The 24,481-nt window shown below is 52.7% G+C and carries 39 protein-coding genes; 27 read left to right on the top strand and 12 right to left on the bottom strand.

What is annotated here, in order from left to right:
* Positions 1-8: 8 nt before the first annotated feature.
* From ACIQY3_RS10975 to ACIQY3_RS10930, 10 genes are all read left to right on the top strand, one after another.
* The gene (locus ACIQY3_RS10975) at positions 9-440 is read left to right on the top strand and encodes a hypothetical protein (protein WP_403019266.1); all 432 of its coding nucleotides are present in this window, start codon (positions 9-11) and stop codon (positions 438-440) included.
* Positions 437-709, top strand: coding sequence for an HU family DNA-binding protein (locus ACIQY3_RS10970; RefSeq protein ID WP_403019264.1), 273 nt, complete (start codon positions 437-439; stop codon positions 707-709). The genes ACIQY3_RS10975 and ACIQY3_RS10970 overlap by 4 nt, the downstream gene beginning before the upstream one ends.
* A 99-nt stretch (positions 710-808) precedes the next feature.
* Positions 809-1,300 (top strand): hypothetical protein, encoded by a 492-nt coding sequence (locus ACIQY3_RS10965; RefSeq protein WP_403019262.1) that lies wholly within the window; start codon positions 809-811, stop codon positions 1,298-1,300.
* A gap of 20 nt (positions 1,301-1,320) precedes the next feature.
* Positions 1,321-1,689 (top strand): hypothetical protein, encoded by a 369-nt coding sequence (locus ACIQY3_RS10960; protein ID WP_403019261.1) that lies wholly within the window; start codon positions 1,321-1,323, stop codon positions 1,687-1,689.
* 71 nt (positions 1,690-1,760) lie between these two features.
* Positions 1,761-2,216 carry a hypothetical protein gene (locus ACIQY3_RS10955; protein WP_403019260.1) on the top strand — a complete coding sequence of 152 codons (456 nt, stop codon included), beginning with the start codon at positions 1,761-1,763 and terminating at the stop codon, positions 2,214-2,216.
* Positions 2,217-2,233: 17 nt separating this feature from the next.
* A complete protein-coding gene (locus tag ACIQY3_RS10950; RefSeq protein ID WP_403019258.1) occupies positions 2,234-3,082 on the top strand; it encodes a hypothetical protein in 849 nt (282 codons plus the stop codon).
* Positions 3,083-3,643: 561 nt separating this feature from the next.
* Positions 3,644-4,531, top strand: a complete 888-nt coding sequence (locus tag ACIQY3_RS10945) for a hypothetical protein (protein ID WP_403019257.1) — start codon at positions 3,644-3,646, stop codon at positions 4,529-4,531.
* A gap of 28 nt (positions 4,532-4,559) precedes the next feature.
* A complete protein-coding gene (locus tag ACIQY3_RS10940; RefSeq protein WP_403019256.1) occupies positions 4,560-4,862 on the top strand; it encodes a hypothetical protein in 303 nt (100 codons plus the stop codon).
* A 37-nt stretch (positions 4,863-4,899) separates the two neighbouring features.
* Positions 4,900-5,991 (top strand): tetratricopeptide repeat protein, encoded by a 1,092-nt coding sequence (locus tag ACIQY3_RS10935; RefSeq protein ID WP_403019255.1) that lies wholly within the window; start codon positions 4,900-4,902, stop codon positions 5,989-5,991.
* 107 nt (positions 5,992-6,098) lie between these two features.
* On the top strand, positions 6,099-6,449 hold the full coding sequence (locus ACIQY3_RS10930) for a hypothetical protein (RefSeq protein ID WP_403019254.1): 351 nt from the start codon (positions 6,099-6,101) through the stop codon (positions 6,447-6,449).
* Between the two features lie 382 nt (positions 6,450-6,831).
* On the opposite strand, the gene ACIQY3_RS10925 is transcribed toward ACIQY3_RS10930, so the two are convergent.
* The 4 genes from ACIQY3_RS10925 to ACIQY3_RS10910 form a co-directional block, all read right to left on the bottom strand.
* Positions 6,832-7,431: a hypothetical protein gene (locus ACIQY3_RS10925; RefSeq protein WP_403019253.1), complete on the bottom strand. Its 600-nt coding sequence runs from the start codon at positions 7,429-7,431 to the stop codon at positions 6,832-6,834.
* Positions 7,432-7,588: 157 nt separating this feature from the next.
* Positions 7,589-8,023, bottom strand: coding sequence for a hypothetical protein (locus ACIQY3_RS10920; RefSeq protein ID WP_403019251.1), 435 nt, complete (start codon positions 8,021-8,023; stop codon positions 7,589-7,591).
* Positions 8,024-8,037: 14 nt separating this feature from the next.
* Positions 8,038-8,277 carry a hypothetical protein gene (locus ACIQY3_RS10915; protein WP_403019249.1) on the bottom strand — a complete coding sequence of 80 codons (240 nt, stop codon included), beginning with the start codon at positions 8,275-8,277 and terminating at the stop codon, positions 8,038-8,040.
* A 54-nt stretch (positions 8,278-8,331) separates the two neighbouring features.
* A complete protein-coding gene (locus ACIQY3_RS10910) occupies positions 8,332-8,613 on the bottom strand; it encodes a hypothetical protein (RefSeq protein ID WP_403019248.1) in 282 nt (93 codons plus the stop codon).
* A 341-nt stretch (positions 8,614-8,954) separates the two neighbouring features.
* Between ACIQY3_RS10910 and ACIQY3_RS10905 the strand changes: the two genes are divergently transcribed.
* The 11 genes from ACIQY3_RS10905 (at position 8,955) to ACIQY3_RS10855 (ending at position 15,567) form a co-directional block, all read left to right on the top strand.
* Positions 8,955-9,161, top strand: coding sequence for a hypothetical protein (locus tag ACIQY3_RS10905; protein ID WP_403019698.1), 207 nt, complete (start codon positions 8,955-8,957; stop codon positions 9,159-9,161).
* Positions 9,091-9,606 (top strand): DUF6283 family protein, encoded by a 516-nt coding sequence (locus ACIQY3_RS10900; RefSeq protein WP_403019695.1) that lies wholly within the window; start codon positions 9,091-9,093, stop codon positions 9,604-9,606. The genes ACIQY3_RS10905 and ACIQY3_RS10900 overlap by 71 nt, the downstream gene beginning before the upstream one ends.
* Positions 9,607-9,785: 179 nt before the next feature.
* On the top strand, positions 9,786-10,196 hold the full coding sequence (locus ACIQY3_RS10895; RefSeq protein ID WP_403019247.1) for a hypothetical protein: 411 nt from the start codon (positions 9,786-9,788) through the stop codon (positions 10,194-10,196).
* A 9-nt stretch (positions 10,197-10,205) separates the two neighbouring features.
* Complete coding sequence (locus ACIQY3_RS10890) at positions 10,206-10,514, top strand: hypothetical protein (RefSeq protein WP_403019245.1); 309 nt, start codon at positions 10,206-10,208, stop codon at positions 10,512-10,514.
* A gap of 294 nt (positions 10,515-10,808) precedes the next feature.
* Complete coding sequence (locus ACIQY3_RS10885) at positions 10,809-11,252, top strand: Arc family DNA-binding protein (protein ID WP_403019243.1); 444 nt, start codon at positions 10,809-10,811, stop codon at positions 11,250-11,252.
* Between the two features lies 1 nt (position 11,253).
* Complete coding sequence (locus ACIQY3_RS10880; protein ID WP_403019242.1) at positions 11,254-12,357, top strand: hypothetical protein; 1,104 nt, start codon at positions 11,254-11,256, stop codon at positions 12,355-12,357.
* A gap of 3 nt (positions 12,358-12,360) precedes the next feature.
* Positions 12,361-12,930, top strand: a complete 570-nt coding sequence (locus ACIQY3_RS10875) for a LemA family protein (protein WP_403019241.1) — start codon at positions 12,361-12,363, stop codon at positions 12,928-12,930.
* An 88-nt stretch (positions 12,931-13,018) separates the two neighbouring features.
* Positions 13,019-13,624, top strand: a complete 606-nt coding sequence (locus tag ACIQY3_RS10870) for a hypothetical protein (protein ID WP_403019240.1) — start codon at positions 13,019-13,021, stop codon at positions 13,622-13,624.
* A gap of 168 nt (positions 13,625-13,792) precedes the next feature.
* A complete protein-coding gene (gene mvaT / locus ACIQY3_RS10865; protein WP_403019238.1) occupies positions 13,793-14,161 on the top strand; it encodes a histone-like nucleoid-structuring protein MvaT in 369 nt (122 codons plus the stop codon).
* A 427-nt stretch (positions 14,162-14,588) separates the two neighbouring features.
* Positions 14,589-15,029, top strand: coding sequence for a hypothetical protein (locus tag ACIQY3_RS10860; RefSeq protein ID WP_403019236.1), 441 nt, complete (start codon positions 14,589-14,591; stop codon positions 15,027-15,029).
* Between the two features lie 211 nt (positions 15,030-15,240).
* Positions 15,241-15,567 carry a hypothetical protein gene (locus ACIQY3_RS10855; RefSeq protein ID WP_403019235.1) on the top strand — a complete coding sequence of 109 codons (327 nt, stop codon included), beginning with the start codon at positions 15,241-15,243 and terminating at the stop codon, positions 15,565-15,567.
* A gap of 438 nt (positions 15,568-16,005) precedes the next feature.
* Here ACIQY3_RS10855 and ACIQY3_RS10850 read toward each other — a convergent pair whose 3' ends face one another.
* From ACIQY3_RS10850 to ACIQY3_RS10815, 8 genes are all read right to left on the bottom strand, one after another.
* Positions 16,006-16,503, bottom strand: coding sequence for a hypothetical protein (locus tag ACIQY3_RS10850; protein WP_403019233.1), 498 nt, complete (start codon positions 16,501-16,503; stop codon positions 16,006-16,008).
* 43 nt (positions 16,504-16,546) lie between these two features.
* Positions 16,547-17,560 carry a nucleoid-associated protein YejK gene (yejK, locus tag ACIQY3_RS10845; protein WP_403019231.1) on the bottom strand — a complete coding sequence of 338 codons (1,014 nt, stop codon included), beginning with the start codon at positions 17,558-17,560 and terminating at the stop codon, positions 16,547-16,549.
* Between the two features lie 98 nt (positions 17,561-17,658).
* Entirely contained in the window at positions 17,659-18,111 is a 453-nt protein-coding gene (locus tag ACIQY3_RS10840; RefSeq protein WP_403019230.1) for a hypothetical protein, read from the bottom strand.
* Between the two features lie 96 nt (positions 18,112-18,207).
* Positions 18,208-18,387, bottom strand: a complete 180-nt coding sequence (locus ACIQY3_RS10835; protein WP_403019229.1) for a hypothetical protein — start codon at positions 18,385-18,387, stop codon at positions 18,208-18,210.
* A gap of 85 nt (positions 18,388-18,472) precedes the next feature.
* Positions 18,473-18,802, bottom strand: coding sequence for a hypothetical protein (locus ACIQY3_RS10830; protein WP_403019227.1), 330 nt, complete (start codon positions 18,800-18,802; stop codon positions 18,473-18,475).
* A gap of 329 nt (positions 18,803-19,131) precedes the next feature.
* On the bottom strand, positions 19,132-19,770 hold the full coding sequence (locus ACIQY3_RS10825; protein WP_403019226.1) for a uracil-DNA glycosylase: 639 nt from the start codon (positions 19,768-19,770) through the stop codon (positions 19,132-19,134).
* Between the two features lie 35 nt (positions 19,771-19,805).
* Complete coding sequence (locus ACIQY3_RS10820; RefSeq protein WP_403019224.1) at positions 19,806-20,879, bottom strand: coiled-coil domain-containing protein; 1,074 nt, start codon at positions 20,877-20,879, stop codon at positions 19,806-19,808.
* Between the two features lie 76 nt (positions 20,880-20,955).
* Positions 20,956-21,354: a hypothetical protein gene (locus ACIQY3_RS10815; RefSeq protein ID WP_403019222.1), complete on the bottom strand. Its 399-nt coding sequence runs from the start codon at positions 21,352-21,354 to the stop codon at positions 20,956-20,958.
* A gap of 116 nt (positions 21,355-21,470) precedes the next feature.
* On the opposite strand from ACIQY3_RS10815, the gene ACIQY3_RS10810 reads away from it, so the two are divergent.
* The 6 genes from ACIQY3_RS10810 to ACIQY3_RS10785 all read left to right on the top strand — a co-directional run bounded on the left by ACIQY3_RS10810 (position 21,471) and on the right by ACIQY3_RS10785 (position 24,444).
* Positions 21,471-22,115, top strand: coding sequence for a hypothetical protein (locus ACIQY3_RS10810; RefSeq protein ID WP_403019220.1), 645 nt, complete (start codon positions 21,471-21,473; stop codon positions 22,113-22,115).
* A gap of 23 nt (positions 22,116-22,138) precedes the next feature.
* Positions 22,139-22,606: a hypothetical protein gene (locus tag ACIQY3_RS10805; RefSeq protein ID WP_403019219.1), complete on the top strand. Its 468-nt coding sequence runs from the start codon at positions 22,139-22,141 to the stop codon at positions 22,604-22,606.
* A 109-nt stretch (positions 22,607-22,715) separates the two neighbouring features.
* Positions 22,716-22,934 carry a hypothetical protein gene (locus tag ACIQY3_RS10800; protein ID WP_403019218.1) on the top strand — a complete coding sequence of 73 codons (219 nt, stop codon included), beginning with the start codon at positions 22,716-22,718 and terminating at the stop codon, positions 22,932-22,934.
* Between the two features lie 80 nt (positions 22,935-23,014).
* Positions 23,015-23,587: a hypothetical protein gene (locus tag ACIQY3_RS10795; RefSeq protein ID WP_403019217.1), complete on the top strand. Its 573-nt coding sequence runs from the start codon at positions 23,015-23,017 to the stop codon at positions 23,585-23,587.
* Positions 23,568-23,903, top strand: coding sequence for a hypothetical protein (locus tag ACIQY3_RS10790; protein ID WP_403019216.1), 336 nt, complete (start codon positions 23,568-23,570; stop codon positions 23,901-23,903). The genes ACIQY3_RS10795 and ACIQY3_RS10790 overlap by 20 nt, the downstream gene beginning before the upstream one ends.
* Positions 23,904-23,988: 85 nt before the next feature.
* Positions 23,989-24,444, top strand: coding sequence for a hypothetical protein (locus ACIQY3_RS10785; protein WP_403019214.1), 456 nt, complete (start codon positions 23,989-23,991; stop codon positions 24,442-24,444).
* Positions 24,445-24,481: the final 37 nt, after the last annotated feature.

Genomic DNA, 24,481 nt, shown 5'->3' with positions numbered 1-24,481 from the left:
AGCCCAATATGAACGATCAGATTCGCAAGCTGTTCGAACGCAAGCTACGCGAACAAGGGACGGATGAGGCGAAGCTTCAATTCAATGGTCTCGACTATCCAGATCAAGAAGTTAATATGCTCTTCCACGGCTATCGGATGGCCGTTGAGGATCTGTGCGACCTTTCGGGCCATCTGATCCACCCAGCAGGCAGCAAACCTACGACAGACCAAATCAAGGAGCTCCGCCTTGCAGCTGGCGACAGCCAGATCCAGGCAGCTCAACGGATCTATTCACCCAGTCGCAGTTGGCAGGCTTTCGAAAGTGGCGAGTACATCAAAGGCATGCCTCCCGCTCTGTGGGAGCTGTACCAAATGAAGGTATCTCCCTTGATCGCCAACAATCGCGCAATCACTAACCCGGCCGAACAACCGGCCATAACACCTGAGGTAGAAACATGAATAAGCCACAGCTCGTAAACGCAATCGCAAGTGATGCGGAACTGACCCAGGCTGAGGCTGGGCGCGCGTTGAATGCCCTGATCGAAACCGTCACTGAGGCACTCCGGAAGGGTGACACCGTGACACTGGTAGGCTTCGGTTCTTTCTCCGTATCCGACCGCCCTGAACGTATCGGCCGCAACCCGTCTACCGGTGAAGCGATCACCATCCCTGCCGCTAAAAAGCCAACCTTCAAAGCTGGCAAGGCGCTGAAAGAAGCCGTCAACTAACCAGCCCCCCATAGTGAGCGAACGATCAGTTTTTGAACGACCTCGCTCACTATGGTATTGGTATATAATTCCGACAGAATGATGGTTTATCCCCGCTGCATGACCATCAAGATGAAAACAACCGTTTCCCTCCGAGCGAGGCTCTCGATGAACCAGAGTGGTATTGACCAAGGCTGGCCAGAAAACTCAAAGGCCGCTGATGTCGCGCATAAGCGAAACCGATACTTGCTCAAAGTAACGGCATGGATCGGCGGCATTGCAGCTGTCTGCGTCGTCCTGAATGCAGTTGCTGGCCCATTAATCGAGGAGCACGTAAGGAAATCCAAAATCGCCCAAATGGAACCGCTGATGCGTCAGCTGGGCGCTGCGGGGAAACCTTCTGCGATTGTGTGGCTCGCCCAAACTTTTCCGAACGAAAGTCTGGAGCCATTGCAGAAGCTTGCCGACTCCGGCAACGGGGAGGCGCTTTTCACCCTGGCATGGATCAAATACCGCTCCGACCCCGACGCTCGCGACGCGATGATCAAGCGCTCAGCCGATGCCGGGTATCCACCTGCCATCACCTATCAACTGCGAAAGTCGGAAGCCTGACTGCTGCGAAAGGAATATTTATGAGTAATCCTCAGCGTGAATTCAAACTGCCTGAAGAACTGGCTGACGCCTTAGATCACTATCGCTTGTCAGTCAGTCCAACCGGACAGGCTGCGCCCGCAAACTGGTTTTCCTTCGCCTTTGATGGCCTTCAGGAAGATGAACTGAACGCGTTTGGCAGTTCTCCGGCCGAAGCCGTTGCCAATGTGATCGCAAAACTGAACTCACCGCACGTGAGTCCGGCGACGAGTTCTGACACGCCTTTGTACCCAGCCCCCAGCCAACAAGTGCAAGACGCCCTGTGCCGCCAGCCCCGCGAAATCGCCGTTGGCGAGGCGCGCGACAAAGACATAAGCAATGCGGCCTCAAAGCCCAAAGACCAGCGCTAAGCTGGCGACCGGGTCAGACGGTTCGTAATCAATGGCGGAGAACGCCAGCAATTTTTTTAGGGAGAGGAATGATGGACGTTGACGTCGAACCTACACCAGGCAGCGCAAAAAAGTGGCTTGCCGTACTTGATGCCAGTGCAAAGTTGCTTGCTGTAATAGTGGTGGGCGGACTAGCCATAGCAGGAATATTCGGGATTAAAGACCTTGTTGACCAGCGAGCAAAGCCCGATGACGGCTTGAAGTCTTATGCAGTGAATTTGCCACGCATATCAGTTCCAACCTTTCGGGAAACAACATATCGGGAGCAGTCGACTGGCCTTTGTGATGGGGACGAAACCATTTGCACCACCCTCATCTCCACTACGCCGGCAGAATCCCTTCAGAGCTTGATTGCCGCGATACCTAAGGGCGATGCCAAGCGTTACAAGATTCAACTTGCGGTCGTTCCAATCGAAGAGTTCGACGAGACCCTTCCTGAGGCGCATGGTGAACCTGTACTGACGCCTATGCCTACTGATAGCCACTGACAGACTGGACATACAGCATGGCATTCATCCGTAAAGATGAGCCAATACTACTGGCACAGCAGACCGGCGCAGCTAAGACAAAAGCGAAGCGCAAATCTACGCCCGCAATCTTCACATGCGAGGCCGACCTGTGCGCGCTTTTCATTCGTGAGTTCAACGCCCTCCCAGGATGGACATGCTATCCGGAAGCGGCTGGGTTCGACGTACTTGTCGTACACGACGACGGTCGCCAGATCGGGGTGGAAGCGAAGTTGCTGCTCAACGCAAAGGTTGCTGACCAGATCCTGCCCTCCCTTGCGGATGACCTAAATTGTGTGCCCGCCCCTGATCACCGAATGGTTATTGTCAGCAAGATTTCGGATGCGAACGCCGGAATTGCAAAGATGCTAGACCGCCAAGGCGTCCACGTTCTATACCCAATTTCTACAGACGGTATAACTTTTTCGTTTCGCATTGATCGCCATGGGGTTGATAGAGCCCCCATTCCGCTTTATAGCGAGCAGCACCTTTTCGACTGGAACCCCCCGGCGCGTTGCCAGGTACCTATGGTGGTGTCTGATTTGCCAGCAGGGGTTGCAGCTCCGATCAAGTTGACGCCTTGGAAAGAGGCTGCGCTAAAGGTCATTGCGCTTATGCGCAAACAGGGGTTCATAACGAACAAGCAAATCGCGGAGCACGGCATCGGCACTGGTTACTGGACGCAACCCAAATTTGGGCAACCTGCTTGGTTGACTAAGGGCACTGTTCAAGGATCCTGGCTCGAAACAGAGCACATGCCGCCATTCGATAAACAGCATCCCGAAGCCTATTCAATAGCCGTGCAGTTGCTGAAATTAGCGCCACAGCACGAGCTTTTATTGGCGTAATCATGAGAGTGAATAAGCAATGAGTTTCAACACTGCCCCACAAGGATCCACCCCAGCAGTGCAGCCTACCTTTCGTGAGCACCAACGCGCACTCTGGCGAGTTTGCCCCGTTTCAATGGGTCTCCTAATCGCCTCCGCTATCGTCACATGCACACACGTATTGATTGCTGGGCTGAATGACCACTTGCCCGAAAACGCAGTCTTCACCCCAGTGTGCCTGGTGGCTGTGGTAAGCGGTTACTTCCGCTATATCAAAGAGGATGAGGTGAGCACTTTATCCGGCCAGTTAGCCCAGGAAAGAGTAGACCGTGCCGCCGGCATCAATACTCAGCCTCATAGAAGTTGACCATGGGGATCATCGTAATCAGCTGCTTCGTTGGCGTCCTGTTCCTCATTGCTTGGGTCAAGGTAATGCGAAGGCATCTGAAACTGAAAACAGCGCCGGGCGTGCTCTATTGGCTGTATGGCACTTGCAGCGGCCTCTTTTTGGTTACCGCCGCAACCATGCTTTACGCCGTTCTAACACAAAGCTAAAGCCATGCAGGCCTCTAAGGATTTATTTTGAGCAAAACAACTCAACCACGCATGTACAAACTGAACGCCACCGGGCTCTACCTCAACGAGGTACTGCTGGAAAAACCGGGTGCTGCCGATCTGCGCGCGCTAGCCCAGTCAACAGCCCTTTCGATCTCAACACTGATCGGCCAGCTCTTCCCTGACGACACTTTGGAGTTGAGGTTCAATGCTGCTGGCGCACTCGAACTTGTTGAAAGCGAAGTGTCGCCAGCTGCCCAGTATCTGAATCTCGCTCAGCGACTCGATGACGACAAGCAATCTCTTCAAATCGTTATTGCATGGTGTGTTCTTTGTACGCTGGCGATTAGCCTGGTACCGCCAACCGAACAAACAAAAGCGGTGGCCCAGGCCTTTTTTATTGCAACCGCGAAATGGCATCTTGCACCCGCCGACGACGATCTGGGTGAGAACGTAGGTGACAATTCGGAGGTGCTGATGCTGCCATGGCCATCCGGCCTTTCGCGCCTGCAAAACATCACCCCCGCCTTGATTGCTCGGGCAACCAACTGCGAAATCCACCTCTCAAACGATGGAGAGCTTCGCGCGTTCTTTCCGACCCGTCACGGCATGCAACTCGCGGTCGAACCACTGTGGCGTTCGCATATACCTGCATTCAACACGAGTGTGGCCCGCTTTGACGTTCTCATCGAGACTCCTGATGCGGGGCCCATGAACTTCAAAGTCAGCTCGATTTTAGGCGGCGATTCCGTGTTCAAGCTGAAGACCGCTCTCTCCACGCCGGTCGACTTGTTTGAAGGATTGGCTGGCTACGAGTATCAGGCGAGACATGGCAACAATCTGGATCGTGCTAAGCCGTCAAACACTGATAACGATCCAGGCACATCTGGTGCAGGTAAAACCTCCGCCACATAGCAGAATCCAGAACTGAAGGAGTACGCAAATGAGACCGCAGATTTCTGTAACCGGGCACCCTACCGTCAGTGTTGATGTTGAAGCTCAACTGGAAATGCTCATGGACATCAAAACGAATGGCTACTCGGTGCACAACGCAACTGCACAAAGCGTGTGGGCAGCAGCAGAGGCCTGTCAAAAGGAAAACATTCCATATGACATCGTGCTTCTGCGCCTGCCCGATCAACGTGTTACCAGCGTCATTGTGAGGATGCAGTCTTATACAGGCCCCGTAACGAGCCAGACCGACCTGCACACTGAAATCATTGAAAGTGTCCCTCCACGAACTTAATCAGTTCTTTCACCTGACACCCCACGGAAACCATCGCATGCGCAACTCACTTCTCCTGATCATCGCGGCCGCATCCGCGCTTTCTGCATGCAGCCTCACGCAGAACGAAGCTATCCCCTTGTCCAGCTCCCAGCCATTGGACGACTCGGGTACCGAAGCGTATCAGCGTGCGAATCCAGAAACCGGCAACACCAGCCAGGCAGTCGAGTGGCAATCGGGGCCATCAACGATTCAGCCGATGACACCGCCGGATCAGATTTCAGACCAGCAATTAGTTCAAACCAATGAGCCTCTTCGGATGGCGTATGAGGCGCAGCGCTCAGGGGCGTACCCTGAAATGATCGACCTCTTCGAGCAGGCAGCAGCGCAAGGTAGTGTCCATGCCCATTACGAGCTGGCTAAGTTCTACCTTCAAGGCAAATTTGCACCGAAGAACCCGCAGCTGGCAGTCGACCATCTCCAACAGGCCAACGCATTGGGATATGGCCAGGCAACCCGCGTACTTGCCTGGCTGTACCTGAAGGGTGAGGCAGTACCCAAGAATATCGAGTACGGCACACAGCTTATGGAGTCCGCCACAGCGGGCAGCGTCCGCGCTAAACGTGAGGCTGGGTTACTGTTTTCGAACATCTACCAACCGCATCTGAACGATCCAGCCAAGGGCCGCATGTATCTTGAACAGGCCTACGAAGCGGGTGACGCGGAAGCTGCCTATTACATGCATCAGATCCTCGTGCGCGAAGGCTACCAACAAGCCGCTCAGCAAGCGCTGAACTTTGCCGCCACTCAAGGCTTCTCCAAAGCGCTTGCGACTGAGACAGCACGCCCTCAGGCCTCACAAGCCCCAGTCGATGCGGAAACGCGTGCGGAGCGGATCAAGATGGCAGCGTTGAAGGGTGATACCGATGCGATGTACCAGTACGCCAACAACGTGCTGCTCGGCCGCTTCCCCTCTATCGACAAAGATCTTGAAGCATATGCATGGTTTTCGATTGCAGCAGAACGAAGTGAACCTCGCGCTCAGCAGGAGCTTGCTGCACTTGATGGGGTGAGAAAAATCTTGGATCGCAAACAACCAGGACGCGTGTCCAGTTACATTGCTGATATCCGAAGCGCGATCAGCGAGTGATCGAGGTCTCGCAACCTGCGAAGGAATGTCACAGTCATTCGCACAAGCTCGAAAAACCCTCCTAAGCTCAGTCTGTCCGCCTGCGATAGGTGCTTGGAGGGAACTCGATGGCGAAGCTTTTTGGTGCCCTGCTTGGGTTGAGCAGCCTTATCGCCACCTGGCTCGTGATAGCCAGCCATTGGCACGCCATGAGCACCAGCCTCAAGGTTTACGCCCTCGTAATCCCCAGCATCTTTTTGACGATCGCACTAGCTGTTGTGCTCATTGCTAGTAGGATCCTCTTTGTCCGGCTCTACCACCGTTTCAAGGGCTCAGCTCCAGTCAATCAGTATGCGTTTCTCGAAGAAAGAAAAACGGCGCATGGGGCAACCATGAACAAGGGACATGGGTGGATCCTAATTCTCTGGTTATTGGTCGGTACCGGACTTTACGCCATGCTCGAAAAGCTGCTTTCATGAGAATAAAGCCCGCTTAAACCCATTTCCCTGAGCTCTTCACATGACCCAACAATATCCCTTTCAAGCCCTTGTTCAATTAAAGCTATATGGGAAAACTCCCGAGGATGTACAGGTCGCACTCCGGGATGCCTTTACGCAGCTCGCTGCGAATGCAAGAGAAGGCCAAGCATTCACATCTGACAAAGCAGGGGCTTATTCTTTCTCTGTGGGTTCGGTCAATGCTGACGACGACAGACCGGCCCCGGCGATTCCGCCACAAGTGTAAACGCGTAGTGTGCTAGAGCGCGTGATCACCATTACCTGATGAGCTGTTTTGGCTCACCACCATGACTAGCACGCAAATTCAGCCATTGATCAAAGCGGCCGCTGCTACCCGCCATGCTCAGTTAGGTGACGCGCCATCATCAAAAGGCATTGGAATTCGTTCAGGATCAATTTCTTGCCAATCCCCATCATCACAATCGCCGCCTTCGCCCATTGAAGCCCAGCGGTTTCTGCCGGCGCCGTACTTAGCAACCGTCCACTTGCCGTCATCTTTCACGCGGTAGAAACCAGTACATCGCGGCACGACCTTAGGTCGGGAGTCAGGTAGGGTTGAATCCACGCCCTGGCCGTCTATAGCTGATGGGCCGTATCGAAAACCGATGCTGTCGAGCCTAATCGCGCAACTGGCCATTTGCTCAATCAAACGATTGCGAAGCGAGTAGTCCTCGGCGCGCTCAGCTGCATCAGCGGCCGCTCGGTAGAGCGCTCCTGCACGCTCAAGGTTGCGCTGGCGAGTGCGTGGCTTCCAGCGCTCAGCCGGGAACGGCCAGATCTCAGGCTGTGAACTGCTTTGATCAGCTGCATTGAGGTAGCACTGCGCAGCAAGCACCAAAATTTCTGCGCCAACCTCATCATCTCGCTCAGCTGTCCAACCCTCACTTTCGATTTGACGTTGACGCTCTGCGTCGATCAGCTTGTATCCGGACATCATTTTCATCGTTCAACTCCTGCTCGATCTGATCACAGTTGCCGCATAACAACTGCAATCCCCCACGGGCAATATCCCATGAAACTGCTGTTCCAAGCGCGGTGGACTGGTATCGTGCATTGGCCGTTATCTGTAACCACCAATGTTATTTTGGGCTGTCCGGGTTTTACTGCATCGTCATGCCGGCGACTCCTCGCTGAGAGATCAGCTCTGTACGGAGAGCCTCGATACCTTCCAGATGCTGATACGCACGCTCATTCGTTTCAGGGGTCAGATACGCAACCAAGAAGCTTGAGCGGATAATGTTCAGCAATTGCGCGGCGTCATGCTTGTTGGCCTGGGCCATCACGCAAAACTGTTCGAGCAGCACAGCAGGCGTTTCAAATAGCACCTCAAGTCCGGCGCGCAGGCCAACGTCGGTAAAAAGCTCGCCAAGTGCAGTACGCTTTTCTGCTGGCGACCAGGCGGCCCCGTTTCCATCAACGCCTGCGAACTGTAACTGTCGACCTGTCTTTACACCGAGTTCTACACCGTCAAGCTCAGCAAGCTTCGATTCAACGACATGTGCAATCAGCGCAAGGTACTGGGCATTCTTTTTCATTGATTCTTTCCATCCTAACTGGATTCAACTACGGCCACCGGAGCACACCATTCGAGCCCAGATCCAGCGATGCGGGCCGCTGCCGACTTGGCACCTTTCACCGTCTGATAACTGCGTGGAAGCTCTAGATAAATACGATTGCCTCGACGATCATGATTGCACTCAAGTGTGAACGGCTTCACTGAACGATTCGCCACTTCGATGCGCAGCTCATCCGCACAACCTTCATTGGCGACAAACAGTACTTCACTCATAGTGCGATTACCTTTTTAAACACAAACGGAAGGTTCCAGGCGGGGTAACCCCCCCTACCCCTCCAAATAAACACTCAACGGCATATCACCGCCTTTCGCTCGATAATCGAGGTATGCAGCCTCCTGTGCCGAACACCCCGAACCGGCACGCTCTACGACCTCAATGTCCGCAACCACACCGCGCTCTTTCATATGCTTACGGAGCACGTCGAGCGCGTAGGCTTCAGTGGGCCCGCTGTACACCAATGCATCACCTAGCAAGCGATTGGACTCCTTGTCCAGAGTGACTTCAAACGTCCTTTTGTGATGCAGCACACTTGCTTTGATGGTTGACATGGTCACTTTCCATTTGGCGAATTGACGAGCTTTTTCTGCGATTCATTACAGACCTTCTACCTGCATTCGAATGATGAAGTATGTTTCCCTGCACGTAAAGAAATATGTTTCTCGCTCTTAAGATGTGACTTCAACGATTGTTGCGAAGCCATTCAATTCAGCTTACCGGTCTGAGGTAGCGCACTCACAAATTCGACATTTTCAGGAACGCGGTTGCAATTATCCAATTTGATGATATTTTGCGCCATATTACATTCATTTTGAAACAGACGTTGTTGCCAGGCCTGAATCCATTCAAAGCATCGAGCCTGACAATGTCGGCCAAGCCACAAGGGGCATAAATGACCGGATTAGAATTCAAAGCTTGCCTAAATGATGTCGGACTTACCCAGCTTAGTTTTTCTAAATTAATGGGGGTCAGCAACATCACCATCAACCGACTGTGCAAGAGTGAGCGCGTGGAAAATCACTGGATATATGCGCTTGCGGGGTATGTTGCCAGCCAAGCCACTGGCAGCATCACGGCACTGGTTTCTGAGTGCGTTTAACCTCACCCGAAGCGGCAAGGAGCACAGAGTGAGTAAAGCCGAGACCATAAGGACACGCCCAGCTGGCGATGATCACCAGGTAGTGACCGTCATCGGGGGAAAGGGGCTGTACCGTAAAAAGCCCTGCCAGACCTGCCCATGGAGAGAGGATGCTGTGGGGGAGTTCCCTGCGGAGGCTTTCAGACATTCTGCGGAGACCGCTTACGACATGTCCGAGCACCAGTTCTCATGTCACCAATCAGGCAAAACAAAGCCGGCGGTGTGCGCTGGGTTTCTCCTGAGAGGAGCACAGCACAACCTTTCTGTACGGCTAGGGTTTATGCGGGGGCGCTACAAGGATGATGTTGAGGATGGTGGCCACAAGCTCTTTGATAACTATCGAGCGATGGCTATCGCCAACGGTGTAGCTCCTGATGATCCCGTGCTTGCCAAGTGCCGGGACTGATACCAACCCCAGAGCTTTTTTGATGTCCTGCCAGCCACCGCCATCAACCCAACAGCCCTAATGCTCGCGCCCTGATCTGTAACATTCTCTCCGCGCTCTACGCCAAACCGTGAACTATCAATACTGATATTGGCCACTAGCCATTATTCGGTATTGTTGTATCATAGCGATGTTTTTCGTTGACCGGCACGCAGATTCTGCGTATCGTGACTTTTCACGATTTTGGAATTATTCAAATGAGCAATCAGCAACGGATCGCAGACATTTCGCAAATGGACAGCAGCTCGGCAGGTTCTCCCCCACGAGTTCGGCTTGCTAAATTCCACGCATCGAGTGTTCGAGCCAGTGCCCGGAAGATACTTGGGCCTGACGCAGTAGCTGCGGTCTGCGGCGATGGCGTCGTGCTGTATTTCGCGCCAGGCACAGGCCGCCAGGGCAAAGAAAATGCCGAAAAGTACCTGCAAGCGATCAGCACCGACTTTTCGGTAACTCTCACGCAGGCGGAACGTCTTGGATCAGTTGCACAAAAGGAAGGATGGGCTGCGACGGGTGACGATTTCCAGACCTTTGTAAACATCAGGAAAAGCTGAGGAGCGCTCATGGCTGACTTCGTGACTGCATCGGCACCCAACGTAGTGGCGATGGGGATTTTTTTCGTACCGATTAACTACCGATTCCAAATGCGCCAGCTGGATCAGTCGTTAGCACTCAGCTGCGATGTCTGCGGTGAGCTGGCAGAGGTTCCGTACTCCCGTGTTAAGCAGTCCTTTTTTTCATTTTCGATTGTGGCTCCTGCAACAGCAGGCTGGCTTGATACCGACGAGAGAATCGCTGGCCACAGGTCTTGCTTACGCTACGCACCTGAAGCTGCTCCAACTCACACCGACAACCCTTGGAATGCAACGTGATGCCAAAGACAGCCTTCAACCCGATCTATTTGCTCTTCTGCGTATGTATTTGCGGTGGAACGCAGTCGGCTTTGGCACAAGAAGCTTCCAATACCCCTCGCTCCTTAGCGGTTGACCTGACACAACAATTCACTCGTGCGCCAGGCAACTCAGTTCAGGTGCTTGAAACACGTAACGCTGACGCTTCGGTTGAGGTGACGGCTCAAACGTCAAATTCATCATGCCGATTCCTCGCCCGCCAAGTAGCTGATCAATGGGCAGCTGAAAATTTCGAATGCAGTAAGGATGCTCAGAATGCTTACAAGTAACTTTGATTCTCGAATTGCCGACAAGTTTGTGGTGCGCTTTCCTAAGTCCATTCATCAGGGCTTGCTCGAAATGGCTGCGGCTGGGGACAGAAGCTTCAACTCGGAAATCAAACAAGCTGTCGATAATTGGTTTAACGACGAGTCTCTGACTCGCAAGATCCACACTACGCTGGTGTCGATCCACTCAGATGCATCGAGAGCACTGGCAATCAGCAGCATGACGCCCGACCCTCAAGGTCATGCTGAGGGAACTAAAAAGTACGTAGCCCGTTTTTCTCCGGGTGTGCGACAGGAAATCGGCGAAAAAGCACAAGAGTGCAAAATGTCGATGAATTCGCTGATCATCCTCGCCACAACCTGGTGGGTGAATACGCATCTGGAGATCAGGGCATTGGTCTCCGGGGCACGCCCAACTAAGGAAAAGATCTGACATGGCCAACACATCGCAGAATGCCAGATTAGATCGGCTGCTGGCCGTCGGTGAGGCCAATATTGATCGGGCTGAGTCTCAGGCTGACCTATTGAAAGAAATCCAGACATTCGCCAACTTTGACGGCCCACTCAATTTCAATTTCAAAGGGGCGTGGTGGTTTTTCACCGCCGGCATGCTTTTGATTTCGAGCGCCGCCGCCCTCTTCTGGTTTCAAAACAACTACCTCATAGCCTCATTTTTTTACCAGCTACGCATTGACCCTTACCTGATCACATGGGCGGTAGGTTTGATTGGCTTGGGAATAGGGGGCGGGAGTCTGGCTTGGATGAGTTCGACATCTGACCGCCTGCCTTCACTCAGCAGCAAAATTGCTCGACTATCGTCGTTCTATCACAACGGGTTGGCCCACCTTGAAGAAGATCCGCGCCAGACCCTCAATAGATTGAATGCGCAGTTCGGCGACTACAAGCGGGGCAACTACAGTCGCGAGCTGGTGGAGTCTATACGGGGCGTATTCACCGGTTGTCTCCGAAACCTCGCTTACGAGTACCACCAACTGCACTACGTCGACCAACGAACGGAAGTGACCGTGGTTCCCGATGGCAAGGGAGGCACCAAGACGGTGACTCGAATCGTGTATGACCATTACGACCGGTACAGCCTGGTAATCGACTTCCCATGGGTCACTGGGATCTCGGTGTGCTCTGATGGACATTCTCAGAACGATTATGCATGCAGCATGGATACCGCATCTCCGGACTTCAACAGCAGTTTTTGCTTAACCGGACGCAGTGAAATGCAGTGCGCGAAATTCATCAGGCCTTCGACAGTGCTCCACCTGCTTAAGCTTTTTGACGTCCTCAGCCGACCGAACCTTGAGTTCTCAGAGAGCGGAAAGCTTTGCATGAGCTTCGCCAGCAGCGACCTACTGTCGTTCGGTACCCAGTTTTCGCTATACGCACCTGAGCAGTTCTACACAGAAATCTCTGAGGGTGTGGAGTTGCCGCGCCTGATGTCAGCACTCCGCTGGGCCCACTCCCTGAGTGAGCTTCACGACGACAACTTCAGCTCTTCCCCTACTTCAACAAACCGAGAGAAATAAGCCATGGAAATCCCTTACATCGTAGCCGCAGTAATCATCGCTGTGATTTTCGTAGCTGGTCTTTCCATCTACAACGGCATTATTGGGGGAGGCAATCGAGCACAACGTGCTTGGGCAGATGTCCTCGTTTACGAACGTCAAAAAACGAAGGTTCTCGATCAGCTTCAAAAAGTGCTCGAAGACTTCAAGATTTATGAGTCGAGCCTCCTCCAAAAAATCACCGGCCTTCGAAGCGCGATTAAAGACCTTCCAGCGAGTGCCGATGGCAATGCGCTGGCAAGCGTTGAAAGCGCCTCCAGAGAACTGATGGGCGGCTTGCGCATCGCAGTTGAGGCTTACCCTGAGCTCAAAGCGGCCGAGCCGGTGAACAACATGATGCGAGAGATCGCCGAGCAACAGGAGAACGTGGGCGCGGCGATCACCATCTATAACCGCAACGTCGAGCTGTTCAACAACTCCATCGAGATGTTCCCAGGCTCGGTAGTCAATGGACTCTTCAACAAGAAGACGCCTATCACTCCCTTCTCTGATACGGAAGCTTCGAAAGGGTTTGATTACACCCCAAATCTGTAATTCCAGCTCAGAACTGTTCGGGCAAATCTCAATCTCAAGTTATAGCCCTGTCGCAGAGCAACAGGGCGTTCAAATTACGGTAACCACATTGAAAAAAAGTACTGTATTACTCGCCCTCACCTTCGCGGCGTTACTCCCTCTGACTGGGCAAGCAGAAGAAGTTATACCAGCGTCTCCCCACGCACCACGGTTTGCAGAGCCTCCCATTCAACCTTTGGTGGAATACCGAGTTACCCTTTTAAAACTCAAGAGTGATGCGCCAAGATTGGTTGAAACTGGTGTATTTGAGGGGTTGGAAAGCGCGCAGGATGAAACGCTGGAAAGCCGATTCGGTACCGTCGTTGAGCGCTACCAGGGTTCTGTAAAAAATGGCACGAGCCTTACTCACTCGCTGACGAAGTTCACGAAAGAAGGCAATGTCGGGTATGACCTGGATATCTCTCCTTTAATCGAAAGATCCTCCAAGGCCAAGGAATTCGTTCAAGTACGAACAACGATCCAATACGAACAACGTCTTCCTGGTAAACCCGGCAGCAAGGACGTGGAAAGTTTTGCGAAGGTTAAGACGAATCCAGTCATGTCAGTTGGAGAGATCTCAGTTCAAACCTGGGAAAATAGCGGTACCCGTTTTGTACTGGTCGTCAAGCTCACCAATGTAACGGGTGCAACGTTTAAAGAAAGAGCGGATGGTTGAACGCAAGAATAAATCAAGCCCACACGACTGACTGTTTGCAACCCAATTTCAGATAAACATTTCCAAATATTTTCAAAAATTATTGAGTTTTATACTTTTTTTTGCTTTTGTATGTGCAGCTGTCGTTCGACAGACCGAGCGCTTGACCTAATATCGCTGGAGTTAAAAATGTCGCTGATCAACGAATATCGCGCAACCGAAGAAGCCATCAAGGAGCTGCAATCCCGCCTTCAACAGCTCTCTGAAAACGACTCCCTGAAAGTAGAAATGGAGTTTGAAAAAAAACTCCGTGGACTGATGGGTGAGTACAGCAAAAGCCTGCGGGACATCATCGCGATCCTCGATCCTGAATCCTCCCGTGGCGGCCGCGCCAAAGTGGTCACTGGTGAAAGCAAGACCCGACGCGCTCGCGTTGAGAAGATCTATACCAACCCGCACAACGGCGAGAAGGTACACACCAAAGGTGGCAACCACAAAGTGCTGAAAGACTGGAAAGCGCAGTACGGTGCAGACGTTGTTGAAACTTGGGTTGGCTGAGCCTTACCAGCAGTAAAGCCCGGCCACGCCGGGTTTTTTTTTGCCTGCCACTCCCCACCTCGACCTCTATGACCATTCGCAGATCGCCGATTGAGCGCACTTCTGATATGCGTGCGCGGCCATACATTGATTAGTAGCTTGGGGTATCAGCGCCACCGGGTCATCAGGGTATGACGCGATAGCTCAGCCAGCTCCAGCAGGGAAATATATTGCTTTACATCGCGAGAAATATATTTCACAATGCGCTCATTGAAGTGAACCATTGAGGGCAGGAAGATGGAATATTTGGTGACTCTCCACACCGCTGAGGGCGATGTCTGCACCCGCTACCCGAGCGTCATGCAAGCTGCGGCGATCGCCTTGTGGAAGAGCTATGTCGACGCAGGAAAGCTCGCTACTTTGACCACGGACTAATCGAGGAAAGATCATGTCTCGGAGACCCCCGTTTGACGTCGGAGTAATCAATAACGAATTTGAGGTTCTGGCGAAGCACCTCGGAATCGCTGACGACGACGACAAAGAGCGCTCTAAAATTGAAGTGCTCGGCAACCAGGATGGTATTGGCCAATTCAAATTTAATGGGGAGCTGTACTGCGTTGCACGCAAACAGCTGCTGAATGATGTGAACACCGTTTACGAGTTCAATAGCAACTGGTACGCGATTCAGAAGCATGAGCAAGTAAAGGCCAAAAAACGCAAGCTTCCACGTCTCGATTTCATCCTCTCGGGACTATCTATGCAAGTTGCTTTTGAGGTGGCCCGCGAGCGTTGGCCAGTTGCGAACCTCACCTACGTCGGTACCGACCGCAAGACGTTCCAGCATTATTTTCAAGAGTGGGGTAATTCCGAGCCTTTGATACTCGGCTGAGTTGAGCACCCAATGCCCCGGCACAGCCGGGGCTGTACGTTAAAAGGAATCGGTTCATGGCGTCCATTGACCACACCCAGCTGCTCGAACTCGAATGGGATTTCCCCCATTGGCCGAACCACGATCCGGGGTTATCTGTGTGCTCTAGAGGCGCTGATCGCGTCACTTATTGCGGCGATGGCCCATCCACACACATAAAAGGAAAACGTGCTTGAAGACAACAATTGTTCTTTTGGCCGCAGCGCTGGCGGTACTCGCTGGTTGCGACCTGGACAAAAAGGCTAATGTCAGCGGGGCCGCCACCCTGATGGATGGCGGTCGCTGTAACTTCGATGTGAAGGAAGAGGAAGGCCGGATGGTACCAATTGATCGATCAACCGGGGACGTGATTGGCCTTTTCGAGCGCCATCAAAACGGTGATGTTCAACTGACGACCCCAGAGGGTTATGCACCGCTTGTGAATGAATGCCTGACCGAAAAAGGGTTTGGAGCTAAGCTCAGCAGCGTTGAGGCCTACTGGGTACCTCAGAAACAATAGCTCCTCAATTCAAGAAGACCTCACCTCCAGCTGAACAACCGTGCCGGTATGGCGCAGAAATAGAGCCGCTTTCTACACGCAGTACCACGGTTATATTTTTGCCTCACTACCAGCACGATCCATAACGACAAGGATCTGCGAGTCGCCTTTCAACTGGAAGGCAAATCCGGCGCGCCAGTCAACGAGGTACCCGAGAGACTTTATCCACGCGTCCGCCTCAGATTTCGACACAAATCCTCTATCGAATCTCGTGGTCGCGCCATGGCGCACGAACCAACGGCATCCCTTGTGCTGTGGTACCAGGTCGAATGTGAAACCCGTGGCGGAGACAGTCGACAGACTGATCTTACCTACCGGGCAGCTGGCGGACTCAGTGGTGCCTGTATTCAACGGCGAGCGCCTATCGGTCATGATCACCCCCTACGCAACTCTGGCAGGTTAATGCCCGGCAACCTCGGCCGAGCACCAAGCACATACGCTTTTACCATCGCGTGAAACGATCCGGTTGTTCTCTCGAAACATTACCCTGTGATCAGTATCGATGGCGCAGCGGCCCCTGTCGATGTACTGCTGCCAGAAGCCTTCAATTTCCTGCAACTGGGCAAACAGGCCCGCGTGACAGTGACGCGGAGCATCGCGGCCGAAGGACAACGTCCCCATCAACAGCGCACCAGAAAAATCGGTGTCGGTCGCATCATCCAAACTGAATTTTTGCCCTACAAACATAGCACCTGAGCCATAGACCCGTTCGAGCTTCGCTCCAGCCCTCAACCTGAAAACACAGTCCCCGTCACGGCCGTTGGCCTTCAGCCACTTCACCAGGTTAGAGGAATAAGCATCCCACGAAGCAGGATCGATCTGCTTCACCAGCGCCCTGATCGGCTGCGCGGCCGAGGTGACGGCCGCCCCCTCTTTAGAAACTTGCTCGCAATTCATCCTGACCTCCGGGGAAGGTGGCGACAATGTCGCCACTTACACATCAATTATCAGCGTTGCGGCGCAACTGAGCAGCCAAGTCGGCCGGAACGGATTTGATCAGCAAGGTGCCCTTCTCAGGGTCGAATTCGACCCCTTGACCCAACAAGTGCGACTCGAACGATATCGAGATACCTGCCGCCCTCCCAGTAAATTTCTGGAAGGCTTTCATGACTTTGGTATCGGCCGGTATCTCAGGAGACAACCCGTAGTCCTTGTTGCGGATGTGATCGTAGAAGGCCTTAGGACGTTCTTCGTCGATGAGCTCGGAGAGTTCTTCCAGGCCCATTGGCTCGCCGAGCTTAGCCTGGCTGCTGGCGTAGTCGACTAGGGTCTTGGTCTTCTCGCGGGCGGAATCTTCCGGCAGATCTTCGCTCTCGACGAAATCGCTGAAGGCCTTGAGCAGCGTGCGGGTCTCGCCAGGGCCGTCGATCCCTTCCTGGCAGCCGATGAAGTCGCGGAAGTACTCCGAAACCTTTTTACCGTTCTTGCCCTTTATGAAAGAGATGTACTGCTTGGACTGCTTGTTGTTCTGCCACTCACTGATGTTGATCCGCGCGGCCAGGTGCAGCTGGTTCAAATCCAGATGGCGCGAAGGCAACACATCCAGCTCATCCGTAACCGCGACCCCTTCATTGTGATGAAGGAGTGCAACGGTCACGTAGTCTGTAAGTCCCTGCTGATAATGCACAAACAGCACGTGCCCGCCGACCGTCAAGTTTGATTCTTCCATCAATCGCTGTAGATGTTCTACCGCATCGCGACTGAAGTCGACAAACCCGTAGTCGCCGCCTTCAAAGTACTTCTTCAGCCAGCCACTGAAAGGGAATGCTCCTGATTCAGCATGGAATAGCCCCCAAGCTTTACCCTGCTTGGAGTTGTAGCTCTCATTGAGGTCGGCGAGCAAACTTTCGGTGGCACTCGACTCCGGCAGCTCGTGGTCACGAGCGTGCAAAACCGCTGGCGAACCATCCGGTTTCTTATCAATGTAATGAACTACACAATGTCGAATCGGCATACAAAGTTCCTTTTTTAAACATGGCTAATCCACCGCCCATATAAATTGGGCGGCAATATTTTAGAATCTACTTAAGGAAAGGCGGCAGTTGATCCAAGTTAGTTCAGATCGATTACTGCGTTAACCGGCACATGGAACGGTTTTCCACAGTTGTCACAGTCATACGTCCCACCGCGAGGATCGTTGATGAAATTCATTTGGGAAGAGCTACATTCTGGGCAGTCGACATATCCCACGCTGCAAACTACCTTAAGGCCCTCACCTTGAGCCGCAATAGCGTGCTGCTCCTCGCGCCATTCAGCCTTATCCAACTCACGCAACAGGCGAACAATTTTTCGAGACAATCGGCTAGCTATGTGGATTAAGTAAACAACTGACAGGGCAAGTGCTACGAAGCAAACCCAGTCAACCACGCTGCCATTCTCAAGGCGAATGTACATGATAGGCAAGCCAATCGACCCCATTAACCCTGCCGTAATCGATGTCGAACTTAACCAGAGTGGAAGGTTGTCATTACGCCCACCGACATCTTCGATGCGATCTGTACTCATAAACTAAATCCTCACCACTGGAAAAGGCTGATATTGATATATTATTCCGTTGCGTGATCCGGCACACTGAGTTTTTGCTTAGTAAATCAACTACCTTTAACCGATCAGCTTGACCGATTCATAAGGAGGTACATCGTTGATGGTCTGGTTATTGACCGGATTCAGCCACTCACGATTCATGTACTTATTGAAACCTAATAACTTAAGCGTCAACTTTTCCTTGTTGGCGAAAGTAAACTCATAAGTCTTGCCGATTTCCCAGGTCATAATGCGCATCGAATAATCCGTTTGCTCGTTTCGGTACTGCGCCAGCGGCCAAAGCGTCTGCTCACTGACGACGACAGCTTCCCGGCGTCATCACCTAAGGCGCGATCTTCTTGGGCTGGCGCTTGCCTTTTTGAGCGCCATGGGAATCATGGGACAAAGCCCTGATAGCATCGTCGTAGTAACGCGGACGATCAGCGTCAGCGATGATTTGGTTTACGCGGCGCTTGCTCATCCCCCAGCGTTTCGCGAGACGCTCAGCGTCCCAGCCGGAGCCGAGGAGAGCAGCCTTGAATTCGTCAGGGGTGATCGCAACCAACTCTTCAACATCAGAGACGTCTGCGGCGCTTTCATTGGTTCTTTGCATTCTGGCCCTACTTCGGTCGAGTGTGTCAGCGATGATCTGGTTTACTTTTGGATTACTCATTCAACACCGTTTCGCAAATCACTCAGCGTCCAGGAGACACTGAGAGGATGTCTATAGGATTCGCCTGGGCAATCCTCATGATTCGCTGCAAATCCAAAACGCCCCGGCGGTTTGATCGGCCCCATGCATCTAAGTCTCACCATCGGCGGGCGGGCTCGCACGTCAATATGTAGAGAACCACAACGACACCAGGCACCGAACCTTGCTAAATGACGCTTGCTGAGGCCATTCAGTCTGGTTTGAAAAATCCCGCATGGATTATGAAATATACTTCCCCGAAATACAAGAAATATGTTTCCCCAAGAAAATCCGCCGCCATATCTTGTTTTTCATCTGTTGCGCAGGGCATTCTCCAGCCCCCGCGCGAACTCGTTTGCCCCACCGTTAGCAGGATGCCTGATACCTGCCTCGTAACTGATGTCGCATAGCGCCAACGCTTGCTCCGCATTACGGCCGACAGCTATCAGCAACGCGCCAGGGTATGCGGCTCGGAGCAGCTTCAATGCGCTACTCCCCAGTTTCAATTCTGTTGGGGTTGGCGTCCTGTTGCTCCACGGCATGCCCGGACGAAACGGGTGAAGCTGGAGTGCGTTCCACAACACCGTTTCCTCCGCCACACCCAATCGATACAGCGCCTTCCAAATCAGCGTTGAGCTGGGCTCGGAAAAAGGCAACGGGCGTTTCGACAATCGATCCGGGATAGCTGCAATTCGAGGTATCGCTCCGGCCATGAGAAGCTTTTCACTTGTAAAGCCCACACCGCTATATCTAGCGCCCTGGTAGCCGGGCGCTTCACCGACAAGAATAACTCGCGCATCGCAATCTAGGTGCTGCGCCAAACGTGTCAACCGTTGCTTTGGCCCGTTCGTTTCACTGTCGAACTCACATCCCTCCCGCCATGGGTTGAATAGGACAGTGCTGGCGCTCGGCATCGTAGCAATCAACGATTCTGCAAGGTCGACGTTCATCTGAAGTCCCAAGGAGTGACATTGAATACTGGGGTTTATGACTGCTTCAAGGTCATGAATGCGAAAGCTGAGACCACAGCAAGCACAACCCAGAGAAAGCCCATCACAGATCGCCCCAGCTCTACGCGAAGAATACGGGGGTGAGCATCAGCAGAAAGCTCAGTGGACGCAGGAGGTACAGGTGGCAATTCCACGGCTTGCGCTACGCCAACCAACTTTTGATCCTGCTGAAGCACCTCAGCTCTCAACGCTGCAATGGTTTCTTCGTCCGCCTGTTTTTGGGCCTTCAGTGATTCGGTTTGCGCATCGTGATCGCGCTGCTGTCGTTGGAGGGCCTGCCGCTCACGCTCCAGCTCCCCACGGGCAGACTCAAGATCGTCCTGCGCTAAGCGAAGTTCATCCTTAGTCTTGATTAAGGAGCTCGCCGACTCGACTCCTTCACTCAGCCAGATCGACGCATTTTCAGCCAGCTGTGCAGGGTTCATGAACCAGATCTTGTCGAGATTCCATCGACTCTGGAGATCCAGCGCTTTACGCGCACCCACGACCAAGCCTGCACCAACAGGAGAAACGTAAAACCCCGCGCGGCGAAGCATGGCCTCGCATCGAAGAGAATTTATCTGCTGTTCATCACCAGGCAGAACGCCTTCTACCGACAGAGGCATCTTGAATTCATGAACTTTGAAGCCGCCGACAGAAACGCCTGGATTCACTAGACGAATGAGCTGGCCAAGGATGTAAGAACCGATCCCCTCAGAACGCTGACGTATCAACATTCCCCGCTCAGGCCCAAAGAGCACTGTCTTGGAGCGAGGGTCAACCAACGCCCATGCCATGTCTTCAGTTGGGTGGTACCGACACATCGGATCTGACTCATCACCGATGAACCGAAAAGAAACCTTGTGCAATGTCGAACCCTGGCCAATTCCAGAATGCGGATAATTGACACTAGAGATGCCCGTCATTGCCATGCGTTTAGATCCGTCGGCGCTTTTTACCAAGCAAGCTCGTTCGGACACAGTCATCGCGCTCTGAGAGAGTTCCTTCGCGATTTTGTACAGCACTTCACGCGGGTCTCGGGGGGAGACAACCGCAGACACTTCACTCATAGTTTTCGCCTGACCTGGAGTTTATGTACCGGATGATTCGGCATGCATCAATTGGAAGCCGTGAAATCCGGCTACTTCAAAAAAGCCGCAACTGCCCTACATATGGAGCGAATTGCATGTAAGAGCCCGCGTAACCCAGTGACGCGATTTCTTCGGCCGCCTCAATTACAGAGCTGTATCCCACTGCATCGGCCATTTCTGCTGTGGCTGCACCTTGAATGAAGCCAGTCGAGTAGACAATTTTCTTCACATAGAATCGAAGTCCATTGCTCCCATGCCAAAATCCAACGTAGGGCTTTTCGGGGCTCACCTTCTGAATGGCAACCCCCATTGCTGGATGCTTCTTCGCATCAAGAATTGCCACCTCAACCTCGCCCATTACTTGCACAACAGCACCCTCAGAACCGGTGTAATGACACTGAATTGCAGTGAAGCATATTTCCAAGCAGGATGCATTGCCAAGACATTTCTTCATTTTGATTGTTTATACGGGCAAATTTGAGGCAATTTGAAAAAGAGCGCTTGCAGGGAAGGATATTTCCCAATACATTATTGTGAAATACAGTTACGCCAAGGTACTGCGAGGCCACCATGAATGCCCAGGTAAGTCAGGCAAGCCCACTCTCTGGCAACACGCCTATACATCCACTCGATCCTCTCGATTTATCACTGCTCAGCGAACTGTGTGAGTCTGTGCCAAACACGTCCTTGTTTGTGCCAGCCATCGAGGATGGCAAGCCGCCGGTTATCGTTATCGCAGATGGGGGGCGCGCTGTTTGCCGATATCGAAACGATGCAGAGGGCGCTGCGTACGCAAAACTCATTGCCGCAGCGGCCTCCTCTCTCCCTTTTCTTCTAAATGCCTTACGGGGACGAGGAGACATCTCAAATGAGATCGACGCTCCGTCTCCAGTCGGTGCAGCGAGACGGGGCCAGATCGAGAAAAATATCGAAAAGATCTTGTCTGTTCAGCCCGGCTTTCGCCCGGCGACAGCTAAAACTTTCTCCAAGCTGGTTTACGCCGCAGTTGAACCCTTCGTTGCTCCCGAGACAGGAACCCCATCGGACTCAACTGATGTCGGGGCAATCGCTTCGCCAACCGACACTAAAGCCTCTCGTGAAGACGCTGTCGTCAGCTTCTGCGCATTTTTGAAGGCTCAGGATGACTCTGACTCGATTCCATCAGACGCAGCACTGGATCACTACCTGGGCGAATGGCTCGCTGAACAAGGTTGATCGACAACTAACGGGTGACTTTCATGACCTCTACGCTGCACCTGTACCGCCAACAAGCTGATGCATTTCGTGCGGGAAAGCTCAGGCAGTACCGCGTCCCCGTTACACCCCAGCCGCTGACATTCGCGGCTGCAAGTGGCGACCTCTTCGACGATACCGATAAGGTCGCTGTGGATCTATTTAAATGGCCACCTGAAAGTGAAGAGCTTCTTTCTCAAAAGCGTTTCAATCAAGCGTGCCCGTTTGGCCGGGCAAGCTCGCAAGTCGAACTGGTAGAATGCCTCCCTTACAACAAAAAGCAGTCACTGGGATACGCGACCGTCAAAGCAGTGTCAGTTGCGCGCCTTAAAGGCATTACTGATGCGGAGATTGTAATGGAGGGGTATCCCAACTGGACTCAGTACGCCTACGCCTGGAATGAGCACTACGCGCGATTAGGATCGCCATGGGACATTGATCCCTATGTATGGGTCGTTGAGTTTTCTCCCTGACTGTGTGAGGAAATATACTTCTTGACCTTAAGGTGAAGTATATTTCATAATTCTCACATCAAGATATCAACGCAATGCGTACTTGCTCAACAGCCAAGGGAATCTTCTGATGACTACTGCTTTCAACCATTCGCGTAGTGACGGGTATAACCCGAACCATGCTGGCAACCAGCTGCTCGCGTTCTGCACCAAGGCACGGGCGACCCTTCGTGATCGACTGGTAAAACCACATATCTCGGATGTTGCGGCTTTCGAGAAATACATCGCTGATAAAGTCTCGATCCGTAACATGGATCATCGGGAACTCAAAGTCGCTTTGTGCAGCTAGTCAGACCTCTCAAATATCATCAACCAAGGCCCGCAAGGGCCTTTGCCGGTAATGGCATCTCAACTCAATTCGGTACACACATGCGAAACACACCATTTTCAAAAGGTCTGGTAATCGGCATTGCCCTCGGCGCAGCCCTAACTGTTGCTTTAGGCGCTGGTGCAATGGCTCTCAATAGCCGGGGTGACTCTCACATCGCCGACATGACTATACCCAACTACGGCCCAAAAACTGGCCCACTACAGCTGATCAGCCTGGAAGATTACGACTCCACACAGCAGGGCCCGATGCGCTTCCGCGATGAAACGTGGAACTGCCTGTTTTATGGAGAGATGGTCAAAACCTTGTCTCACGATGGCCAAGTCATCAAGATTGAACGTGTTGCGTGCCCGTCAGCAAACGGCGGCTCCTACGAGGATTCGATTGCTCTGGCCATCCCGTTGGAAAACTCAACGCTCCCAATCCGCACCGGCGACAAACTCAACGCCTATCACCTGATCAACACCGGCCTCGGGGCGCAAATGATCGACCCATTGTATTTTGCGGGCAAAACAGTTGAGGCTATCAACAAGTGCAAGAAAAGCGACGGCACGCCCTGCTTTGTGACACCGCAAAAACAACAGGGGGATGCTCATGACGAACACCAACAATGACCTTGTCCAAGCCATTGCGGGTCTGATGCCCCCAGCAGTCGACGAGAAGAAAATGTGGCTTAACTACAAAGCCTCATATCTGGATTTATTAGCGGAAATGGATCAAGAAGCCCTGATCCACGCAGTTAGTAACGCGCAAACATTTGAAGCTGAATTCGGCAAACTCAACGTCGGAGTGCCTGACACTATGAAAACCCCAGATGAGTTCTGGGAGCTAGCCGTTAGCTTCGCCAAGGTCGCCCCTGAAGAGCGGAAAAAGGTTTTGAATTATATGGCCAATGCAATTCGGAACTTGGGAGAAGCCCCCAAGACTTGATTGCACTATCTCCGGCGGCCAATCGCCGCCGAGTTGACTTATCAAAATGGACAATCACCACGGTTGACGTGGTTAGGGATAGAAGATGCTCTCGCAATACCAAGAACTGCTACTCAAAATTCGAAGAATCGCCCATGAAGCCGCCATCTCATCTGAACCTGATCCGAAGTTGGCAGCTTCAATCGTTGAGCTCATCGACGAGCAGATTCAAAGTGAACACTCAGAAGCCCCTGGAGAAGCAAGCTCAGCTGGCCATCTGATGATGTACGCCGATGAACCGAGCTTGTTGCGGCTTGATGGTCAGTACTTCAGCATCGAGACCATCCGTGGGTCATTGAAGGCCTCCGGCTATAGCGTGACCACGGACAACCTGGGCATTCACTGGCTAGCCCATGACCTCGTGAAAGGACTTGTGGATCTTGCACAGTCACCACGTCAAGGCGACTCGAAGGTGGATAAAGAAACCTTTCTCCTGCTCGCCGCCGCAGAGCGTATTACGCGACTGGAGCGGATAAAAGAGAACCGAGTCCAAAAGGCATAACGTCGCTTCAAGTGCACAGCCGCTAACCTGCTAGAAG

Source organism: Pseudomonas sp. NPDC096950, from assembly GCF_044762525.1.
GTDB lineage: Bacteria > Pseudomonadota > Gammaproteobacteria > Pseudomonadales > Pseudomonadaceae > Aquipseudomonas.
The sequence above is the reverse complement of the archived record's forward strand: the minus strand, read 5'-3'. Positions and strand labels throughout refer to the sequence as shown.

What these genes read in the sequence shown, in the direction of transcription:
- ACIQY3_RS10975 (WP_403019266.1), top strand. Translation starts at nt 9, where the DNA reads ATGAACGATCAGATTCGCAAGCTGTTCGAACGCAAGCTACGCGAACAA.
- ACIQY3_RS10970 (WP_403019264.1), top strand. Translation starts at nt 437, where the DNA reads ATGAATAAGCCACAGCTCGTAAACGCAATCGCAAGTGATGCGGAACTG.
- ACIQY3_RS10965 (WP_403019262.1), top strand. Translation starts at nt 809, where the DNA reads ATGACCATCAAGATGAAAACAACCGTTTCCCTCCGAGCGAGGCTCTCG.
- ACIQY3_RS10960 (WP_403019261.1), top strand. Translation starts at nt 1,321, where the DNA reads ATGAGTAATCCTCAGCGTGAATTCAAACTGCCTGAAGAACTGGCTGAC.
- ACIQY3_RS10955 (WP_403019260.1), top strand. Translation starts at nt 1,761, where the DNA reads ATGGACGTTGACGTCGAACCTACACCAGGCAGCGCAAAAAAGTGGCTT.
- ACIQY3_RS10950 (WP_403019258.1), top strand. Translation starts at nt 2,234, where the DNA reads ATGGCATTCATCCGTAAAGATGAGCCAATACTACTGGCACAGCAGACC.
- ACIQY3_RS10940 (WP_403019256.1), top strand. Translation starts at nt 4,560, where the DNA reads ATGAGACCGCAGATTTCTGTAACCGGGCACCCTACCGTCAGTGTTGAT.
- ACIQY3_RS10935 (WP_403019255.1), top strand. Translation starts at nt 4,900, where the DNA reads ATGCGCAACTCACTTCTCCTGATCATCGCGGCCGCATCCGCGCTTTCT.
- ACIQY3_RS10930 (WP_403019254.1), top strand. Translation starts at nt 6,099, where the DNA reads ATGGCGAAGCTTTTTGGTGCCCTGCTTGGGTTGAGCAGCCTTATCGCC.
- ACIQY3_RS10925 (WP_403019253.1), bottom strand. Translation starts at nt 7,431, where the DNA reads ATGAAAATGATGTCCGGATACAAGCTGATCGACGCAGAGCGTCAACGT.
- ACIQY3_RS10920 (WP_403019251.1), bottom strand. Translation starts at nt 8,023, where the DNA reads ATGAAAAAGAATGCCCAGTACCTTGCGCTGATTGCACATGTCGTTGAA.
- ACIQY3_RS10915 (WP_403019249.1), bottom strand. Translation starts at nt 8,277, where the DNA reads ATGAGTGAAGTACTGTTTGTCGCCAATGAAGGTTGTGCGGATGAGCTG.
- ACIQY3_RS10910 (WP_403019248.1), bottom strand. Translation starts at nt 8,613, where the DNA reads ATGTCAACCATCAAAGCAAGTGTGCTGCATCACAAAAGGACGTTTGAA.
- ACIQY3_RS10905 (WP_403019698.1), top strand. Translation starts at nt 8,955, where the DNA reads ATGACCGGATTAGAATTCAAAGCTTGCCTAAATGATGTCGGACTTACC.
- ACIQY3_RS10900 (WP_403019695.1), top strand. Translation starts at nt 9,091, where the DNA reads ATGCGCTTGCGGGGTATGTTGCCAGCCAAGCCACTGGCAGCATCACGG.
- ACIQY3_RS10890 (WP_403019245.1), top strand. Translation starts at nt 10,206, where the DNA reads ATGGCTGACTTCGTGACTGCATCGGCACCCAACGTAGTGGCGATGGGG.
- ACIQY3_RS10885 (WP_403019243.1), top strand. Translation starts at nt 10,809, where the DNA reads ATGCTTACAAGTAACTTTGATTCTCGAATTGCCGACAAGTTTGTGGTG.
- ACIQY3_RS10880 (WP_403019242.1), top strand. Translation starts at nt 11,254, where the DNA reads ATGGCCAACACATCGCAGAATGCCAGATTAGATCGGCTGCTGGCCGTC.
- ACIQY3_RS10875 (WP_403019241.1), top strand. Translation starts at nt 12,361, where the DNA reads ATGGAAATCCCTTACATCGTAGCCGCAGTAATCATCGCTGTGATTTTC.
- mvaT (WP_403019238.1), top strand. Translation starts at nt 13,793, where the DNA reads ATGTCGCTGATCAACGAATATCGCGCAACCGAAGAAGCCATCAAGGAG.
- ACIQY3_RS10860 (WP_403019236.1), top strand. Translation starts at nt 14,589, where the DNA reads ATGTCTCGGAGACCCCCGTTTGACGTCGGAGTAATCAATAACGAATTT.
- ACIQY3_RS10850 (WP_403019233.1), bottom strand. Translation starts at nt 16,503, where the DNA reads ATGAATTGCGAGCAAGTTTCTAAAGAGGGGGCGGCCGTCACCTCGGCC.
- yejK (WP_403019231.1), bottom strand. Translation starts at nt 17,560, where the DNA reads ATGCCGATTCGACATTGTGTAGTTCATTACATTGATAAGAAACCGGAT.
- ACIQY3_RS10840 (WP_403019230.1), bottom strand. Translation starts at nt 18,111, where the DNA reads ATGAGTACAGATCGCATCGAAGATGTCGGTGGGCGTAATGACAACCTT.
- ACIQY3_RS10835 (WP_403019229.1), bottom strand. Translation starts at nt 18,387, where the DNA reads ATGCGCATTATGACCTGGGAAATCGGCAAGACTTATGAGTTTACTTTC.
- ACIQY3_RS10830 (WP_403019227.1), bottom strand. Translation starts at nt 18,802, where the DNA reads ATGAGTAATCCAAAAGTAAACCAGATCATCGCTGACACACTCGACCGA.
- ACIQY3_RS10825 (WP_403019226.1), bottom strand. Translation starts at nt 19,770, where the DNA reads ATGAACGTCGACCTTGCAGAATCGTTGATTGCTACGATGCCGAGCGCC.
- ACIQY3_RS10820 (WP_403019224.1), bottom strand. Translation starts at nt 20,879, where the DNA reads ATGAGTGAAGTGTCTGCGGTTGTCTCCCCCCGAGACCCGCGTGAAGTG.
- ACIQY3_RS10815 (WP_403019222.1), bottom strand. Translation starts at nt 21,354, where the DNA reads ATGAAGAAATGTCTTGGCAATGCATCCTGCTTGGAAATATGCTTCACT.
- ACIQY3_RS10810 (WP_403019220.1), top strand. Translation starts at nt 21,471, where the DNA reads ATGAATGCCCAGGTAAGTCAGGCAAGCCCACTCTCTGGCAACACGCCT.
- ACIQY3_RS10805 (WP_403019219.1), top strand. Translation starts at nt 22,139, where the DNA reads ATGACCTCTACGCTGCACCTGTACCGCCAACAAGCTGATGCATTTCGT.
- ACIQY3_RS10800 (WP_403019218.1), top strand. Translation starts at nt 22,716, where the DNA reads ATGACTACTGCTTTCAACCATTCGCGTAGTGACGGGTATAACCCGAAC.
- ACIQY3_RS10795 (WP_403019217.1), top strand. Translation starts at nt 23,015, where the DNA reads ATGCGAAACACACCATTTTCAAAAGGTCTGGTAATCGGCATTGCCCTC.
- ACIQY3_RS10790 (WP_403019216.1), top strand. Translation starts at nt 23,568, where the DNA reads ATGACGAACACCAACAATGACCTTGTCCAAGCCATTGCGGGTCTGATG.
- ACIQY3_RS10785 (WP_403019214.1), top strand. Translation starts at nt 23,989, where the DNA reads ATGCTCTCGCAATACCAAGAACTGCTACTCAAAATTCGAAGAATCGCC.